Annotated in this window: 18 protein-coding genes (1 of these 18 cut by a window edge); 8 read left to right on the forward strand and 10 right to left on the reverse strand. The window is 43.9% G+C overall.

The annotated features are described in order from the left end of the window. Positions 1 to 2: 2 nt before the first annotated feature. From LEP1GSC194_RS03705 to LEP1GSC194_RS03715, 3 genes are read right to left on the reverse strand one after another with little or no spacing between them, the layout of a single operon-like run. Entirely contained in the window at positions 3 to 260 is a 258-nt protein-coding gene (locus LEP1GSC194_RS03705; RefSeq protein WP_020772448.1) for a hypothetical protein, read from the reverse strand. Further along, positions 257 to 634 carry an LBF_4227 family protein gene (locus tag LEP1GSC194_RS03710; protein WP_020772348.1) on the reverse strand — a complete coding sequence of 126 codons (378 nt, stop codon included), beginning with the start codon at positions 632 to 634 and terminating at the stop codon, positions 257 to 259. The genes LEP1GSC194_RS03705 and LEP1GSC194_RS03710 overlap by 4 nt, the downstream gene beginning before the upstream one ends. A 7-nt stretch (positions 635 to 641) precedes the next feature. After that, on the reverse strand, positions 642 to 920 hold the full coding sequence (locus LEP1GSC194_RS03715) for a DUF883 family protein (RefSeq protein WP_002999138.1): 279 nt from the start codon (positions 918 to 920) through the stop codon (positions 642 to 644). A gap of 229 nt (positions 921 to 1,149) precedes the next feature. Here LEP1GSC194_RS03715 and LEP1GSC194_RS03720 point away from each other — a divergent pair, with 229 nt between their 5' ends. Further along, positions 1,150 to 1,563, forward strand: coding sequence for a hypothetical protein (locus LEP1GSC194_RS03720; protein ID WP_002999319.1), 414 nt, complete (start codon positions 1,150 to 1,152; stop codon positions 1,561 to 1,563). A 6-nt stretch (positions 1,564 to 1,569) separates the two neighbouring features. Beyond that, the gene (locus tag LEP1GSC194_RS03725; RefSeq protein WP_017808335.1) at positions 1,570 to 1,860 is read left to right on the forward strand and encodes a 4a-hydroxytetrahydrobiopterin dehydratase; all 291 of its coding nucleotides are present in this window, start codon (positions 1,570 to 1,572) and stop codon (positions 1,858 to 1,860) included. Positions 1,861 to 2,216: 356 nt separating this feature from the next. On the opposite strand, the gene LEP1GSC194_RS03730 is transcribed toward LEP1GSC194_RS03725, so the two are convergent. Further along, complete coding sequence (locus LEP1GSC194_RS03730) at positions 2,217 to 2,942, reverse strand: response regulator transcription factor (RefSeq protein WP_000849259.1); 726 nt, start codon at positions 2,940 to 2,942, stop codon at positions 2,217 to 2,219. A gap of 227 nt (positions 2,943 to 3,169) precedes the next feature. On the opposite strand from LEP1GSC194_RS03730, the gene LEP1GSC194_RS03735 reads away from it, so the two are divergent. Continuing rightward, positions 3,170 to 3,577 carry a DUF4279 domain-containing protein gene (locus LEP1GSC194_RS03735; protein WP_020772527.1) on the forward strand — a complete coding sequence of 136 codons (408 nt, stop codon included), beginning with the start codon at positions 3,170 to 3,172 and terminating at the stop codon, positions 3,575 to 3,577. A gap of 203 nt (positions 3,578 to 3,780) precedes the next feature. Here the strand turns inward: LEP1GSC194_RS03735 and LEP1GSC194_RS03740 are convergent, their stop codons facing one another. Continuing rightward, positions 3,781 to 4,107 carry a hypothetical protein gene (locus LEP1GSC194_RS03740; RefSeq protein ID WP_020772381.1) on the reverse strand — a complete coding sequence of 109 codons (327 nt, stop codon included), beginning with the start codon at positions 4,105 to 4,107 and terminating at the stop codon, positions 3,781 to 3,783. A 103-nt stretch (positions 4,108 to 4,210) separates the two neighbouring features. Here LEP1GSC194_RS03740 and epmA point away from each other — a divergent pair, with 103 nt between their 5' ends. The 3 genes from epmA (at position 4,211) to LEP1GSC194_RS03755 (ending at position 9,354) form a co-directional block, all read left to right on the forward strand. Next, a complete protein-coding gene (gene epmA, locus LEP1GSC194_RS03745) occupies positions 4,211 to 5,158 on the forward strand; it encodes an EF-P lysine aminoacylase EpmA (RefSeq protein WP_020772459.1) in 948 nt (315 codons plus the stop codon). Between the two features lie 465 nt (positions 5,159 to 5,623). Further along, a complete protein-coding gene (locus tag LEP1GSC194_RS03750) occupies positions 5,624 to 6,865 on the forward strand; it encodes an OmpA family protein (protein ID WP_173644576.1) in 1,242 nt (413 codons plus the stop codon). A 215-nt stretch (positions 6,866 to 7,080) separates the two neighbouring features. Continuing rightward, complete coding sequence (locus tag LEP1GSC194_RS03755) at positions 7,081 to 9,354, forward strand: aconitate hydratase (RefSeq protein ID WP_020772539.1); 2,274 nt, start codon at positions 7,081 to 7,083, stop codon at positions 9,352 to 9,354. A gap of 62 nt (positions 9,355 to 9,416) precedes the next feature. Here the strand turns inward: LEP1GSC194_RS03755 and LEP1GSC194_RS03760 are convergent, their stop codons facing one another. Together LEP1GSC194_RS03760 and LEP1GSC194_RS03765 are read right to left on the reverse strand one after the other, a co-directional pair. Further along, complete coding sequence (locus LEP1GSC194_RS03760; RefSeq protein WP_017810233.1) at positions 9,417 to 10,127, reverse strand: TetR/AcrR family transcriptional regulator; 711 nt, start codon at positions 10,125 to 10,127, stop codon at positions 9,417 to 9,419. A gap of 304 nt (positions 10,128 to 10,431) precedes the next feature. Further along, positions 10,432 to 11,013, reverse strand: coding sequence for a lytic transglycosylase domain-containing protein (locus LEP1GSC194_RS03765; protein WP_036041371.1), 582 nt, complete (start codon positions 11,011 to 11,013; stop codon positions 10,432 to 10,434). Positions 11,014 to 11,121: 108 nt separating this feature from the next. Here LEP1GSC194_RS03765 and LEP1GSC194_RS03770 point away from each other — a divergent pair, with 108 nt between their 5' ends. Both LEP1GSC194_RS03770 and LEP1GSC194_RS03775 read left to right on the forward strand, forming a co-directional pair. After that, positions 11,122 to 13,428, forward strand: coding sequence for an ATP-binding protein (locus LEP1GSC194_RS03770; protein WP_020772481.1), 2,307 nt, complete (start codon positions 11,122 to 11,124; stop codon positions 13,426 to 13,428). Next, entirely contained in the window at positions 13,425 to 14,072 is a 648-nt protein-coding gene (locus tag LEP1GSC194_RS03775; RefSeq protein WP_020772380.1) for an LIC_20245 family lipoprotein, read from the forward strand. Before LEP1GSC194_RS03770 ends, LEP1GSC194_RS03775 begins: the two co-directional genes overlap by 4 nt. 17 nt (positions 14,073 to 14,089) lie before the next feature. Here LEP1GSC194_RS03775 and LEP1GSC194_RS03780 read toward each other — a convergent pair whose 3' ends face one another. The 3 genes in view from LEP1GSC194_RS03780 to LEP1GSC194_RS03790 are tightly spaced (at most 19 nt apart) and all read right to left on the reverse strand, a layout consistent with a single transcriptional unit that may run on beyond the window. Beyond that, entirely contained in the window at positions 14,090 to 14,878 is a 789-nt protein-coding gene (locus tag LEP1GSC194_RS03780) for a hypothetical protein (protein ID WP_020772447.1), read from the reverse strand. Next, a complete protein-coding gene (locus LEP1GSC194_RS03785; protein WP_020772344.1) occupies positions 14,875 to 15,786 on the reverse strand; it encodes a hypothetical protein in 912 nt (303 codons plus the stop codon). Before LEP1GSC194_RS03785 ends, LEP1GSC194_RS03780 begins: the two co-directional genes overlap by 4 nt. A 19-nt stretch (positions 15,787 to 15,805) precedes the next feature. Beyond that, positions 15,806 to 15,901 carry the end of a 1-acyl-sn-glycerol-3-phosphate acyltransferase gene (locus tag LEP1GSC194_RS03790; RefSeq protein ID WP_020772364.1) on the reverse strand. The gene runs 1,047 nt beyond the window's last position, so the window shows 96 of its 1,143 coding nt (coding positions 1,048–1,143); its start codon lies off the right edge, out of view; it ends in the stop codon at positions 15,806 to 15,808.

The raw sequence follows: 15,901 nt of genomic DNA on the forward strand, positions 1-15,901 counted from the left end.
TTTTATTTTTCCGGGGGATGCACGTTATCCGGCACCTTCAGGAAAGACTGTAAAAATTCTCCCATACCCAACTTGTCGAGAGCGTCCACGATCATTCCCGTGTAGTTGATCGAAGACTGAAATTTTTCAAACTCCAAACGTACTCTGAGTTTCTGGATGTGAAGATAGAGTTTTAATTCCTCCAAACTCATATCGGAAGGATCTTTTCCGAGAAAACGATCGCTACCGTCGAACGGGTTCAGGTCCGGAAATTCTTTCATGAACGGTCCTTGATCTTGAGAGAGGAGGCGGCGAGCCAAAGAAAGAGGATGGAAAGAAAAAAACTCATTCCACCGGTGCCGAGGCTCGAAAGGAGAAGGTCCCCTTCGGAGATTCTATGGAGGAAAACGAAAAAGGCTCCTAAAAAACCGACGAAACCGAACACGAGAAAGAAGAGGGCCATCTTAAAAAAAATGTAGGCTTGGATTCCGGTTTGAAATCGTTTAATTAGGAATTTTTTCCCGTAGAGGAGTAAGGTTTGGAAGTATTCCAGAATGGAATCGACCAAAGCGAGGAAATGCGATTTAAGATCGTTTCCTTTTTTCGTATATTCGTTGTCATACGATTCCCTTTCCGGTGTTCTTTTTTTTGTCATTTGTATCCTATTTTCTGCGGACGAGCATTCCGACGAGTAGGCCGATTCCAAGTCCCACACCGAGTCCGATCAACGCCGCCTTCTGAGGATTTTCCTTGATGTAGGTTCCGGTTTCGTCAATAATTTGTTTCGCCTTTTCGGAAGTATCGCCGGAGATTTGTTTGATTTTTTCCTTGAAGTCGGAGACGTGTTCCAAGTATTCTTCCCGCGCTTTTCCCGTAATTCTTTTCGCTTTGTCTTTTAGGGACTCCACTTCTTCGTTAAAGTCTTCCGTTTTAGATGTCATGTTTGTTTCCTCTCGATTCTTTTTCCAAGTTTTCCATCGTGGAATCAACCACTTTCGTCGTTTTGGAAGCGGGTTTTTCTCTCGAATTCTAAGGTCTAATGAAAAGAATGGAAAAATTCATTTCAGAAAATGCGTAAATGTCGCCGATTTTTAGATCGTTTAAGGTTAGAATCGAAAGAGAGCGAACGTTTCGGTTTTCGACGTGAAAAGTTAAGACTAGGGTAAACATATGAATTGGATCGGTAAACTGGTTCGTCTTAGAAGACGTCAAAAACAAAGAATCTTCAATAGGGCCTACAGACAAGCTTTGAAGTTGATGAAAAAAGAATTCAAAGCGGAAAGGGAACGTCATCTTCAAGCGGAGAAGGAACTCGAAAAATATTACAGAAAAGACGTGGACTCCGAGGCTAAAAAAACCCGGAAGAAAATTCAGGAGCTCGACAACTTTAAACTTTTGTTGGAAAGAAGAGAGATGGAGTTGGATTCCAAAATCGTGTTCCTGAACGAACAACTCCAAAAGATCGAGGAACTCAAAGCGAGAATGGACGGCGCGGTCAATCTGATGGCGAGAGCCGGTTCGCTTTCCAACGGAGCCGTGGACGACGCGGAAAAGATCAAACAAACCCTCAAAAAGGTTTTATAAATTAGTATGAACGAGTCGGAACTGAAAAGTCTGAGCGAACGGATTCCTTCCGGGTGGGAAGTAAAGCTCCGAGAGAACGTTCCGTTTTTATCCAAAACGTTTTCGTTTAACACTTACTTAGGCGGCGTGGAATTCGTGAACGCGCTTGCGAACGTCGCCGAAGGATTGGATCATCATCCGGATATTTTCTTAGGTTATCGAAAAGTTACGGTGGAAATTTTCACACATTCCAAAAATACGATCACCGATTTGGATCTGCGTTTCGTGGGAGAAGCCGAGAGAAAACTCAAAAGTTGAGAATGTTATAATGTTTGAATATGATTGAACCCTTCGGGTGTTGCCGCTGCGCGGCCGGGCTCTCGGCTCCGGTCAAGTTATTGTGTAATTTCGATAAACGTTATTCGTCGTTGTTTTCAATAACTTGACCCCGCCTCGATCCCTAACACGGTAGTGTAACGTGAGTTCGGTATAACCAATGCGAAAGCGATTGAAGCGGAACTCAGCAGAACGCTCTCTACGAAATCGCCCAAACTTTTTTAAGCCGAACTCACGTTAAATAACGTTCTCTAAGGATCACTAAAAAAAAGCCCGGCTTTAAAAACCGGGCTTTTTGCGTTCAAAACTAAGTGTACTTAATTTTTGGAAACCGATCTCTAGTCCGGAATAACGATGTTATCGTAGTTGTCGGTAAATCGGTAGCCGATTCCCCAGATCGTTTCGATCCATTCGGGTTGAGCGGAATTTTTTTCCAGTTTGGAACGAATCCTTTTAACGTGAGAATCGATCATTCTTTCAAAGCCGTCCCATTCCATTCCCCAAACCGCTTCCAGGATCATTTCTCTGGAAAAAACTTTTCCGGGAGAAGCGGCCATCAGTTGCAGGATATCGAATTCTTTTCTGGAGATATTTACGATATTGTCTTTGAGGGTGACTCTTCTGCGAACCGGATCGATTTTCAAAGCGCCTCGAATGATTTCACCACTTGCGCCGACGTTCGGTTTGATGCCCGCTTTTTTATCCCATCTGCGGAAAAACACATCCACCCTAGTCTTCAGCTCGCGGACGGAAAAGGGTTTTGTAATGTAATCGTCGGCGCCCAATTCGAGTCCCATAATTCTGTCGATTTCTTCGTTTCTTGCCGTTACGATAAAAATAGGAGTATTTTCGTCGTTTCGTCTAACGGTTCTGCAAACTTCGATTCCATCTATGTCGGGAAGGGAAAGATCTAAGATAACCATGTCAGGATGATTTGCTTTGTAGAATTTGAGACCTTCTTCTCCGCTCGTTTGTAAAGTAGTGGAGTAGTGCGCCGAATCCAAGGATTTTCGGATTAAATTTCCGATATCCGGATCGTCTTCTATGACTAAAATTGTTTTCATTACCAAGCTCCCGTAAGAGAATTAGAGGATAAAATTACCTTATCTGCAACAGATAAAACCGATGAAATGTTAATAAAGGAATTTTTTTTGTTCGCCATATTTTTACCGGATATTCAAACGATTTTCGATTTTGAACATTCACCTTTCCTTAGATAGCGGTGATAAAACCATGGATTGTGTTAAATTAATATCAAATATCATTAAAGTTCGAAAGTATGTAAAAAACTATGAGTAATCCGCATACGCATCCGCTCACTTGGGTGATCCTTTCGGTAAACGAAGACGGTCTCGACTCGGAGTCCGTTACGCGTGAATTGGATCTCAAACCCGATTTCAGTACTCCGATATCGGCCACCGATAAGGAAGGAAAACCTCTCGGCTTCGGTCACTGGCAACTTCATTCCATGTTGGACGCAAGGGCTCCTTTGGAAGAGCACATCCTTCAGATCTTGGAGAAGGTTCTTCCTTCCCGTCATAAGGTGAAAGAGTTTGCGATCGAACATTCTCTTTGTATGTATGTTTCAGTGGAGTTTTCGGATTCCTCGTTGCAGGAAACGGAAATCCCATCCCGCCTTTTATTACTTTTGGGGAACCTAGGGATCAAGCTGGTCTTTCAGGCTTGGAAGAAGGAATAGAAATTTTTATAAAGTTATCGGGATGCCCGCGTTTTTTGAAAATCTATATTATAGAATGCTTTAGAAGAGTGTTTTGCGCCTATCCGAATATCGAAACGAAAGTTTTTAGAGGTTCCCACTAAATAATAGAGTGTTCAGAATTCCGCCTTTAAAACGGGGATTCGTCTCAAAATTATAGTACCCTATTATATCGGAAGAATCAATCAAAGGATGAGAACGGCTCTATCCATTCTATAGAATCGGATCAATTTTTTAAACGAGGCGCTTGCTCCCGAGATGACAAGGGTTCGATTTTTAATTCTCAGATCGAACGCAAAGGAAAGGAGTTTCATCGCTACGGGAAGCGGCAAAACCTTGACTCCGCTCAGATTGATTTTCACATGAAGGTTGGATTGATAGAATATGAGCGCGAGTACGGATTTGAATTCTTCGAAAGCGACCTCGTCAAAGGAAGCGATGAGCGGAATCACTTCCGTGGACTGGCGGTTTCTTCGGATTTCAAAACGTTCGTATTTCTGAATCGGATTCATATTTCGATCTTTTCGGAAATTTCGCCTATGAGCTCGGAGAAATTCTCATAGGATCTTATCATTCTTTTTTTGCAATGGAATCAAGAGGAAAACAAAAAGTCAAATGAATGAGTTGAGCAAGGATATTTTAATCCGAAGAGCCAAGTTCTTGTCCGTCCTTCGAAAGTTTTTCGAGAAAAAGAATTATTTGGAAATGGACACTCCTTGTCTGAAGGCGGTTCCTTCCATGGAACCTTATTTGGATCCTTTTATGGTTCGTTCTCCCTCCGGCAAGGAACAAGGATATCTAATTACGTCTCCCGAATATTCTCTCAAGGAAATTCTTTCCAAGGGTTTGGAAAGAATCTACGAAATCACGCATACGTTTCGTTCCGGCGAGGAAGGAAGTCCGTTTCATAGCGCCGAGTTTTTGATGCTCGAATTTTATACGGTCGGAATTTCTCTGGAAGGTCTGATGGATTTTTGTACGGAACTTTTGGAAGTTCTGGATTCGGAATTTTATTCCTTCGGCTTTGATAAAAACAAGGTTCGCAGAATTTCCGTCGAAGACGCTCTTAAAAAATACGCCGGTTGCGGGATTTCCAAAGCGGAATTGGATCGTGTGATCGCCGAACACAAACTGAGCGAAATTCCGGCGGAAAAAAGAACAACCGAAGATTCGTTTTTTATTGTATTCTTAAATCTTGTGGAAGCGCATCTACCCGAAGGTTTTACGTTTTTATACGATTACCCGCCGGAATTGGCCGCGCTTTCCAAGATCGAATCCGGTTTTGCGAAACGTTTCGAACTCTATTACGGAAATCTGGAATTGGGAAACGCATTCGAAGAATTAACCGATCCGATCGAACAGATTTTCCGGTTTCGATCCGAACAGAATCTCAGAAAAAATCTGGGTAAAGAAGTGTTCGCCGTCGATTCCGGTCTGGAACGCGCTCTCCAAGAAGGAATTCCGAATTCTTGCGGGATTTCGATCGGATTGGATCGACTTCTTCTTTGTATTCTGGATGGGGATTCGCTCAGAGAAATCAGTCCGTATTACGGAAAGTTCTGAACTTTCGCTTCGCGGCTTTTGGCCACAACGCTCTCTACCATAACCTTACCCACAAGTACGTGGATCTCAAGATAAATCTGTCGGAATTACGACAAATCTTCTGTGAAACTTACGCCCCACCCTAATTTTGGGTGGTGGGGCGGGAGGTGGAAAGGCTCGGGAGGCTTTTCTCTATCAGAAAATCATACTTTTTGCAAGTAAAAAGCTCCATTCTTGTCGGAACACTTGAAAAATGTGCGTTTTTGATCCTTCTTATTCCAAAAACCTTCTTAACTTGTGGGTAAGGTTATGGCTCTCTACGGATCGCTATTTCTTAGCTTCGCTAAGAGCCAACGCTTTCGCTTCGCGGCTTTTGGCCACAACGCTCTCTACGGATCGCGTTGTGAGACCGAATTTATAAAATGAGAATAAAACTTTTGGTTGCAGGGAATGAATTCTTCCCTAAATTTTGGTGTGGCGGAGATCATGGCGAAAAAAGAAAACTACTACGTTACTATCCAAGGTAAAAAATACGATCGCGGGTTGATTGAACTTGCCCAGGAATGTATTTCCGGTAAACGCGACGGTAGAATTTCGATAAACGACGCGAAACGTCTTTTAAAAGCGGTTAAGGATAACAACAGTTATACGGACATCGAAAAAGATACGATCGAATACATCCGCGAGAATTATAAATTTACCGAAAAGTCGGACCAATGGTTCCGTACGGAAATCCGCAGATGGGCCGCTAAAAAAACTCAGGAACCGAAAAAGAAGGGGACGTCCGAATCGATCCTGATCGACGATACGCAAGCCCCGGACGCAAATTTTCCTTCCGGCTGGGAGGAAGACAAAAACGAGAGCGTTTACGAATCTTCGACAAAGAATTATACGAATTACATTCCGACTCCTTCCGCAAAACCGCATCTGAAAAAAGACAAGACCGTTCCGATCCTGATTTTTTTAGCCGGCCTTTTGATCCTCACCGGACTGATCTATTTCTTCTGGAGCTTATTCTCCGTTGAGAACTCCGAGAAAGCGGCAAAGATAAAAACGAAACCGACAACCGTAAACGCAAAGGAACCGACAAAAATAAAAACGAAATCGGCCGTTGTAAAAACGACGGAAGAGCCGACTTCTTCTTGGAAACGGAAAGAAGTTTCCACGGAACCGGGAAAAGAAACCGTAAAGGACCGGGTTGCGATCCTGAAGTCCAAAGAAAAAAAGAAGGACGAATCGGAAGTTACAAAGGCTCCCGTTTTCAAAACGGAAAGGAAGGATGAACCGGAAACCGCAAAAACAATCACTTCCAAAGTGGAAAAAAAAGCGGAACCTTCTTTCTCCTGGTTTGGAAAAGACGAAGACGCTCCGTCTTCCAATCTCCGATTTAGAGAAATCGAATCCAAAGTGATCCGCTTTGAAAAGAACAGCATTCAAGTTCATAAAGAATCGAGACCGGGTCTCAACAAACTTTCCCGTTGGATGAAAGCGGATTCATCCATTCGAGTCAAAATCATCGGCCATACTTCTCTGGAAGGAACCGAAGAAGCCAATCGAAAGGTTTCTCTTCTTCGCGCGGAAATGGTTCGCGATTATATCGCGGGTAACGGAATTTCCAAGGATCGTTTCGAAATCATTCCCAAAGGTGCGAGCGTTCCGATCGGAGACAACTCTAAGGAAGAAGGAAAAGAAATGAACCGACGCGTTGAACTTAGAATTCGTAACTGAAGTTGTCTCAACGTTTTCAAAATCCTATTTTTCAATCTTCATTTGAAAAATTCTATACAAACTAAATGCTTGCAACAGCATGATTTTATAACTTGTCCCAAGGCTCGGAAAGATTGCCGACTCCAAAACGCACTCCTTGAGCTTGTCTAAGGTTCTTGTCCTACTCGATGAACTTTAGGGCATTCTTGGGGCAGGCAACCATTACGGAGAAGACAATGGCATTCGATATAGAAATGATTCGCGCCCGATACGCTAAGATCGGGGATATAGTTACAAAAGCGAGAAACGTCGTTGGAAGACCTCTGACTCTTACCGAAAAAATTCTTTATTCTCATCTTTGGGAAGGCGATCCCAAAACAGCCTACGAAAAAGGAAAGTCTTACGTCGACTTCGCTCCGGACAGAGTGGCGATGCAGGACGCTACGGCTCAGATGGCTCTCTTGCAGTTTATGTCCGCGGGAAGAAACAAGGTTGCGGTTCCGTCCACAGTTCATTGCGATCATTTGATCCAAGCAAAAGACGGCGCGGTCGAGGATTTAAAAACCGCAAACACGGTGAACAAGGAAGTTTATGATTTTCTTTCTTCCGTTTCCAACAAATACGGAATCGGTTTTTGGAAACCCGGTGCGGGTATCATCCACCAAGTGGTTCTGGAAAACTACGCGTTTCCCGGAGGAATGATGATCGGAACCGATTCTCACACCGTAAACGCGGGGGGCTTAGGTATGATCGCAATCGGCGTGGGCGGGGCCGATGCAGTGGACGTGATGGCGGGAATGGCCTGGGAATTAAAATTTCCGAAACTCATCGGTGTTAAACTTACGGGAAAACTTTCCGGTTGGGCTTCCGCAAAAGATATCATCTTAAAGGTTGCGGGAATTCTTACCGTAAAAGGCGGAACCGGTGCGATCGTGGAATACTTCGGTGAAGGCGCCGACAGCCTTTCCTGCACGGGTAAGGGAACGATCTGCAATATGGGCGCGGAGATCGGGGCGACTACTTCCGTGTTCGGCTACGATCAAAACATGAAAGAATACCTCTTAAAGACGAACCGCAAAGACGTCGCGGAACTCGCGGATAAGATCGCGGAACATCTAAACGGGGACAAAGAAGTTTACGCGGATCCCGCGAAATATTTCGATCAAGTGATAGAGATCAATCTTTCCGAACTGGAACCTTATATCAACGGACCTTTCACTCCCGATCTTGCAACTCCACTTTCCAAATTTAAGGAAGCGGTTCAGAAAAACAACTGGCCGACCAACTTAGAAGTGGGGCTGATCGGTTCCTGCACGAACTCTTCTTACGAAGACATTACTCGTGCGGCTTCCGTCGCGAAACAAGCGGCCGAAAAAAATCTGGAAGTCAAAGCGGAATACACGGTGACTCCGGGTTCGGAGATGATCCGTTATACGATCGAAAGAGACGGACTGATCAAAACGTTCTCCGATATCGGAGGAGTGGTTCTTGCAAACGCGTGCGGTCCTTGTATCGGTCAATGGAGCCGTCATACGAACGATCCCGAAAGAAAAAATTCCATCATCACTTCGTTTAACAGAAATTTTGCGAAACGAAACGACGGCCTCGCGGGAACTCACGCGTTTGTCGCGTCACCCGAAATCGTGACCGCGTTTGCGATCGCCGGAACGTTGGATTTCAATCCTCTTACGGATTTTTTGAAGAACAAGGACGGAAAAGACGTTAAACTCGATCCGCCTACGGGTCTTGACTTTCCTCCGAACGGTTTCGACGTAAAGGATGCGGGTTTTATCGCTCCCGCTGCGGACGGATCTAAAGTAAACGTTTCGGTCGATCTTAAGTCCGATCGTCTTCAACTTCTTTCTCCGTTTACTCCTTGGGAAGGAAGCGACTTGAAAGGTTTGAAACTTCTCATCAAAGCAAAAGGGAAATGTACCACCGATCATATTTCTATGGCGGGCCCTTGGTTGAAATACAGAGGGCACTTGGATAATATTTCCAATAACCTTTTGATCGGAGCGGTAAACGCTTTTAACGACAAAACCAACGAAGTGAAGAATCAATTGTCCGGTGGTTACGAGCCGGTTCCTCAAACCGCCAGAGCGTATAAAGCGAAAGGAATCGGATCGTTGGTCGTAGGGGATGAAAATTACGGTGAAGGTTCTTCCAGGGAACACGCGGCCATGGAACCGAGACATCTCGGGGCCAGAGCGGTTCTCGTAAAATCCTTTGCGAGAATTCACGAGACCAACCTGAAAAAGCAGGGGATGCTCGCTCTTACGTTTGCCGACAAGGCCGATTACGATAAGATCCGGGAAGAGGATTCCATCGACATCCTCGGTCTGACTTCGTTCCAGGAAGGAGTTCCGTTGACTCTCGTATTACACCACAAAGACGGTTCTTCTCAAGAGATTAAGGTCAATCACACGTTTAACGCTCAGCAGATCGCTTGGTTCAAAGCCGGAAGCGCGCTCAACTTAATCAGCGAGGAACAAAGAAAAAAAGGATGATAAGGGCAAGATGAGTAATTGATGATCGCTCATCTTTGTTTCGCAAAGGGTCGCGCTTTCGTCTAACGTTTCCCGATCGGTTTCTTTTTAGAATCGGGTTCTAAACCTTTTCGAAAAATTCGAGCGACTTCTTTGATGGTCGCTTGGATTTCCGAGGGGGGAATTTTATAAATGCACTGTCCCATAAAGCCGAGTGCGAACGTAAGGGAAGAAATCGCATAGGCGATTGATTTTAAATCCGCCTTGGGATCAATCTTACCGGCTTTTTTGAATTTTTCCAACTCCGCCATAAATTCCGGAAGAGCTTTCGTATAAATTTTCTTTTGAATGATTCGGCTGACTTCCGGGTCCAAAATGATCCGACTTACGGCTACTTTCATAAAGTCTTCTGCGTCCCTAAAGTCTCTGCATTTACGGGAAATGGAAGATTGAAGACTTGCTTCTAAGTCTTCATAACTTTCCGAATTTTTGGAAAAGCTGGAACCGGGGGAATCATCCTGTTTGATATCTTCGGCCCGAGTGAGAATCGCTTCCAGAAGACCTTTTTTATTTCCGAAGTATCGGAAGATCAACGCTTCGTTGGCGTTTGCAAGTTTGGCTATGTCCTTAGTATTGGCCGCATCATAACCTTTTTTTGCGAAAACTTGAATCGCCGCCAAAAGAATAGCGGTCTCGGTAGCGGCACGATCTCTTTTGCGAATGATCGTTTCAGAGGTAAAATCGTCCTTCACGCGAGCGCTTCGATTATTTGCCTTCCATCGAATCGATTTCATTTTGATCCCTATAAAAGGTAAGACACGGTTAAGTGTCACTCACTATTTCAAAAGAATCATACATCCCTCAAATCGGTTTATGGAAAGTGCGCGATAACGTGTAAAAATATTATGAATGGCCGTTTTTATGTCGGGCAAAATGTTATAAAAGTCTTATATAAAATCTTTTTTCGATCGTCGTATAAAAGGATAACGAACGATTCAAAGGAACCTATAAGGGATTACTAACGCAATTGTTAAGCGAAGTCAACCGCTTGAGTGACGAAACGATTTCGGGAACGACATTGGAGAGCGGATGCAAAAATTATTCTGAAAAATCTTTGTAGAACTTTTTGACTTTTTCCACATACTTTTGCGTTTCCTTGTAGGGAGGAATTCCTCCGTAACGATCCACGGCTCCCGGTCCAGCGTTGTATGCGGCGAGTGCGTGATCCAAATTCTTATATTTGTGTAAAAGATCGCTTAGGAATTTCGTTCCCCCCGCGACGTTCTCGGCCGGATCGGAAGGATCGTCGACTCCGAGAAGATTTGCCGTGGAAGGCATGAGTTGCATCAGACCGATTGCACCTTTCGGAGAAACGGCGTCCGCTTTAAAACCGGACTCGGCTTTGATGACGCTTTGAACGAGGGCCGGATCGAGATGATTTTTTTCGGATTCCTTACGAATGATTTCAGTGAGAGAACCGTTCCGGTCTCCGCGGGAATCTCTTCTCCAAGGTTCCGAGTCGAGAACGGAATTTTCGCGTTCCGATTTCAGAATCGAATCGAACGTTTGTGTCGGTTTGTCTTGGATCGGAGTTTCTTTTACAAACCGACTCGGTAGACTTTCGATATCTCGAATTCGACTTAAAATCGTTTTTACGGTCTGGAGTTCTTCGATTCTCATATTATGTCTCTCGGAAAGTTGTCCCGAAAGAATGATCTTTTTTTGACTTTTTGAGGAATTTTCAAGGGATTCTTGATAAATCCAACGCATACGAAATAGTGTCTTTTCGTGATTGAAATTGCCGTCACATCCAGAATATCCGCGTTTCCGATTTTATATGCGAAGTCCCGAGGTTTTTTCGAAAAGGAAGGAATTCAGGTACAAGTTCGCGTTTTGGAAAACTACGATGCGGTCCTCGCTTTCCTCAGTTCCGGAAAGATAGAAGCGGGAGAAATTCCGTTTACGACTTGGCTGGATCTTCATTTGAAGAAGGCGGTACCGAATAAGTCCATCTTTCGGGGGATGATTCTTTCGAGAATGATTCACTCGTTTTATTCCAGATACAATTCGAGTACATATTCGATTTTGGAGGGAACTCCGTATCTGATACCGGTATTGCAGAACACTTCGATCGATAAGTTATTGGCGCAAGAGTTCATGAGGTCCAGCCGCTTTCATAAAAAGATTTCTTATGCGTTCGTGTATTCCAGATCTTATCTTTTGGAATACGAGTTTGCACAAACCACAACTCTCGGGCTGATCGGTTCGGTGCAGGAATCCCACTTTTTGAACAACGGATTTAGAATTTCGGAAGGACGGGATTTACCTCCGTATCGTCTTCCGGTCAACATGCTTGCGTTTAACGGAAGATTTGCGAAGACATATCCGGATCGAATCAATAAGGTCCAAACCGCCCTATCGCGCGCCATTCAATCCCTGATCGAAAATACGAGCGATACTACGGAGCACGTGATTCAGGAAAACGTCCCGGAGTTCAACGTAGAACCCGAACAACTGCATTACTTTTACAAACAACCCTCGCAGGACTTGAAAGAGATTCTTTCTCCGGTCGCGGCCCCGGAAGAGTTGGAATACTTGGGAAGGATTTATTGGAGATCCATAAAACATCTAACGGATCCTCCTCCGGTTCTTTTGGAAGCTCTCGACTTGGCCGCCAAGGATCCGATCCCTACGTATCCTGCGGCTTTGAAAACAAAAAAGACTTCTCTCATGGAGGAACAGTTTAGACGCGAGGACGAATCCAATCGTCTTTTGGAAAAGACCGGGGATCGTAGGGAACTCGGAGATTTGGTTTCCGACATTCACAATCTCGTTTTGAACGTCTACAATTCTAAAAAAGGCGTGCGTCTGCCGGTATTACCTCTCAAAGGGACGGCGTCCGCGATCAGAACCGGGATCAACTCCATATTGGACTTTTTGGTTCAGGAAATCCACGCTCAAGAGATTAAAACATCAGCAATTGATAATATTCTAATGATGCAGGGACTTGAGATGGATAAGAGGAATATCGAACTCCAGTTTTCGGACGATCGTTTCAATTATCTATTCGAGTTTTCCCCGATTCCGGTGATTTTGTTGGATTCGGTTTCGGGCGGGTTGATCGCGGGAAATTATAATTTCCGAAGTCTAACCGGTTACGGTAAGGACAACGTTCACAATTTGAAGTTGGAGGATTTATTTCCCGGTTTAAACGAGATGAGCGACTGGTCCATTCCGACCAAATCTCCGGAGACGATGCTTCGTGTGGATCAGGCGAGAATGAAGTTGAGGGACAAGTCCGAGATGGATGTTTCGCTCAGCATCACCGCGTTGTTCGAAAGGTCGAGGAAGATTTATCAGGTTCATATCCTATATGATTCCGAAAAAAAAGAAACGGAACAGGCCAAACACGAATTCATCTCGAATATCAGTCACGAGTTGCGTTCTCCTATGACGAACATCCAGGGTTATTTCGAGCTTTTGAGGGCGGAAATCAACGCTTCCTTATCCAAAGATCAAGGCGGAATGTTGGATGTGATCGAAAAGAACATAAAACGATTGAATCATCTCATCGAAAATCTTTTGAAGTTCGAGGAAGTTCAGGGAGAAAATAATTCCGGTCTGGTGGAAAACTTCGATCCGGCGCTTGTGATCGAAGAAGTGGTTTATTCAAACGAACCTTCCGCAAAGGAGAAAGGGTTGAGCGTCGAGCTTGATCTGATCAAAAAACTGAAAATCTGCGGAATTCGTTTCGAATTTTCTCAAATCATTACCAATCTTTTCGTAAACGCGATCAAATATACGGAAAGGGGAAAAATCGAGATCAAAATGATCGTGTCCGAAGCGAAAAAATTGGAGATCCACGTCAAGGACACGGGAGTCGGGATCGATCCGAAATATATCGAAAAAGTATTCGAGCGTTTTTTCAGAATTCCGAACGATCGAAACAAAAGAGTCGGAGGAACCGGGTTGGGACTTTCGATTTCCAGAACCATTCTCCACAAAATGAACGGTGAAATCACTCTGGAATCCAGAGTGGACGGAGGAAGTAATTTTAAAATTTTCCTTCCGCTACAACCGTCCGATCTCAAATGAACAAAAAAGTAATCTATTCGATTATCATAATTTTCTTAACTTTCTCGGCGTATCTCTTTTTTTTCGAAGAAGAACGTTCCGGCGTAAGGGACTTTTCCGAAGGTGAAAAACTAAAAGGCGGACTCAGTCGAAACACCGTAATGCGGGAAGAGAATTCTCTTTTCGAATCCGGAAATTTTCTGGACTTCCCCGCAGCCGAAGAGTCGGAAACTTGGGGCGCTTCAAAAGCCGAGGCGACCTCGTTCTATTCGAGTTTATCTGTTCAAGAAAAGGAACGGATTCGAAAGGAAGTGATTCAAAAGGTCAAACCTCTGGCGGAACGTTTTCCCGATAATTCCCTGATTCCTAGGGAGTTAAACAAAGAACAGGAGGAAAAACGAAAGAAAGACGAAGAGAGAATGTACGACATCCGCGTAGCTTTGTTGGAAGGAAGGGAAGTTGCGAAATCCGACATGGAATTTTATCTCGATTCTAAGATCAAAAAATCGAACGACATGACTGAAATTTTGGAATACGGTCTGAAATTTTTCAAGGACTCACGCAGGAATGATTCCGAGTTGAAGATCGTCGAAGAACGTTTGAGTTCCCTTCAGAAAAGTAGGGAAGAACTGATTTTTGCTAAAAAAAACTTGGAAACGGAGTGACCGACTTACCGAGCGATTTAGGATTTTCTTGTTTTGGCGGTGCGTTTGCCTTTTTTCTTGGCTTGAATTTTCTTTTTGGAATAGGAACCGCTCTTTTGCGGTTTCGGCTTGGCGGTTAATCCCGGAAGTTTCATGCCGGAAATCGTATAGGCAAGTTCGATCAATTCCGCAGCGCCAAGTACTTCTAAGATGTGAATATTTTTTTCAAAACCTAAAGTTCTTAAAAAGACCAGTAGATTTTGAACGCCGAAGGCCTCGATCAATTTCGGAATGTCGCCGATTCCCCTTTGACGAATCCAAATTCCGGATTGTTCCGGAGTCAACTCTCGAACGATCGGAATCAATTGAGTGGGCGGAACCTTTAAGGAAAGTTCGATGAAGTTCTGAATTCCCACTTCGTTTAACAATTCGATGGATTTTTGAGTTCCTACGTTTTTTAAAATTTCCGCCGAGGATTCTTTGCCGGTCTTAAGGGACATTTCCGCAATGTGCGCGGAGGGAATCGACGTGGACAATAGGACCAGATCGTCCATCGGAATCGTATTTGCAAAATATGTAATGTCTTGGGGCGGAACCTTGGAAAGAAGCGTGACCAGGGTTTCTTCCGGAATGCGGTTTAAGAATTCGATGATCGTTTTTTCATCCAAATTCTGACTGATATAAAGAAGCGTCTTATGATCCACTTTTTCGGAAAGTGAATATAACTTTTCATAACCGAGCGAACGAAACAACTGAAAGGACTTTCCGGTGCCGAGTTTGTCCAGATATTCCAAAGCTTTTCCGATTTGATTGATTACTTTTTTCATCCAAGCACGTCTTCCAAAAGACCGGCTACGAGATCGGTCAGAGGTTTTTGATTATGAACGGCAAGAATGTTTTCGGCGGTCGTTTTGGAAACGGAGTCCCGGAAACGAATATATTCTTCCTCGGAGTAACCTAAAAATTCTTTCAGAGTTTCCCCTCTGTATTCGTTTAAAACCGCGTCTCTGAAATTCTCGTAGAATTTTTCCGCGCTCTTTTCGAGAAGAGGGTCCTTAGAGATAGCCTTCTGAAGTTTTTCGAGATGTTTTCTTAAATCGGCCGATTCCAAACGACCCATATCGGAAAAACCGGTTTGAAAAAGAATTTTCAACGTGTTGGAAATGAGGATTTTTCCGGCCTCGCTTTCGGAAGAAGTATGTAACACTTCCGCGATCTTTTCCGTAAAACCGGGAAGTAAGATCGCCAGAAATCCGGAGATTTGTTTTTCAAAACCCGCGATTTGAAAAACACCCGCGAGTGGATTGAGTTTTTTATTAAATTCCACTAATATCTTTTCGAGGCCCGACGCAAACATTTCTTGGATCGGGGATTGATTTAGGATTTTCATCAAAAAAAACTTGGACGGTGCTGCCACGGTTCCGGTCGCAAATTCCAAAATCGCCTCTTGTGTTTCCCGGCTCATCGCATCGGATAGGGAGTGGAAAGGCAGAATCGTTTGTACGTCGATTCCTTGCAGGATGATTCTTACTTTATCTTCCGGAATTTTAAGTCCGCCCACGGGCTCCAAAGACAAGGAAATCTTTTCCGGCAACAGTTCTTTGAGAGTGGAATCGAAGATTAAATCCAAAGTTCGATTGATACTTTTCCCGACTTTCTCGGGATTTGTAATCCATGCCTTTGCCGCGGATCGATATTCTTTTTTCGGAGAAAATAAACGCTTCCAAAATCCCATTCCGATTTTTGTTCCTTGATTAAGTTAAAGAAAAGAGAATTTTGTCCAGCTCCGGTTTGTGATAGGTGAGCTGATTTGCGTGATACAAAAAAACGTTTTTCTTTATAAGATTTTT

It is taken from the genome of Leptospira alstonii serovar Sichuan str. 79601, from assembly GCF_000347175.1.
Taxonomy (GTDB): Bacteria; Spirochaetota; Leptospiria; order Leptospirales; family Leptospiraceae; genus Leptospira; species Leptospira alstonii.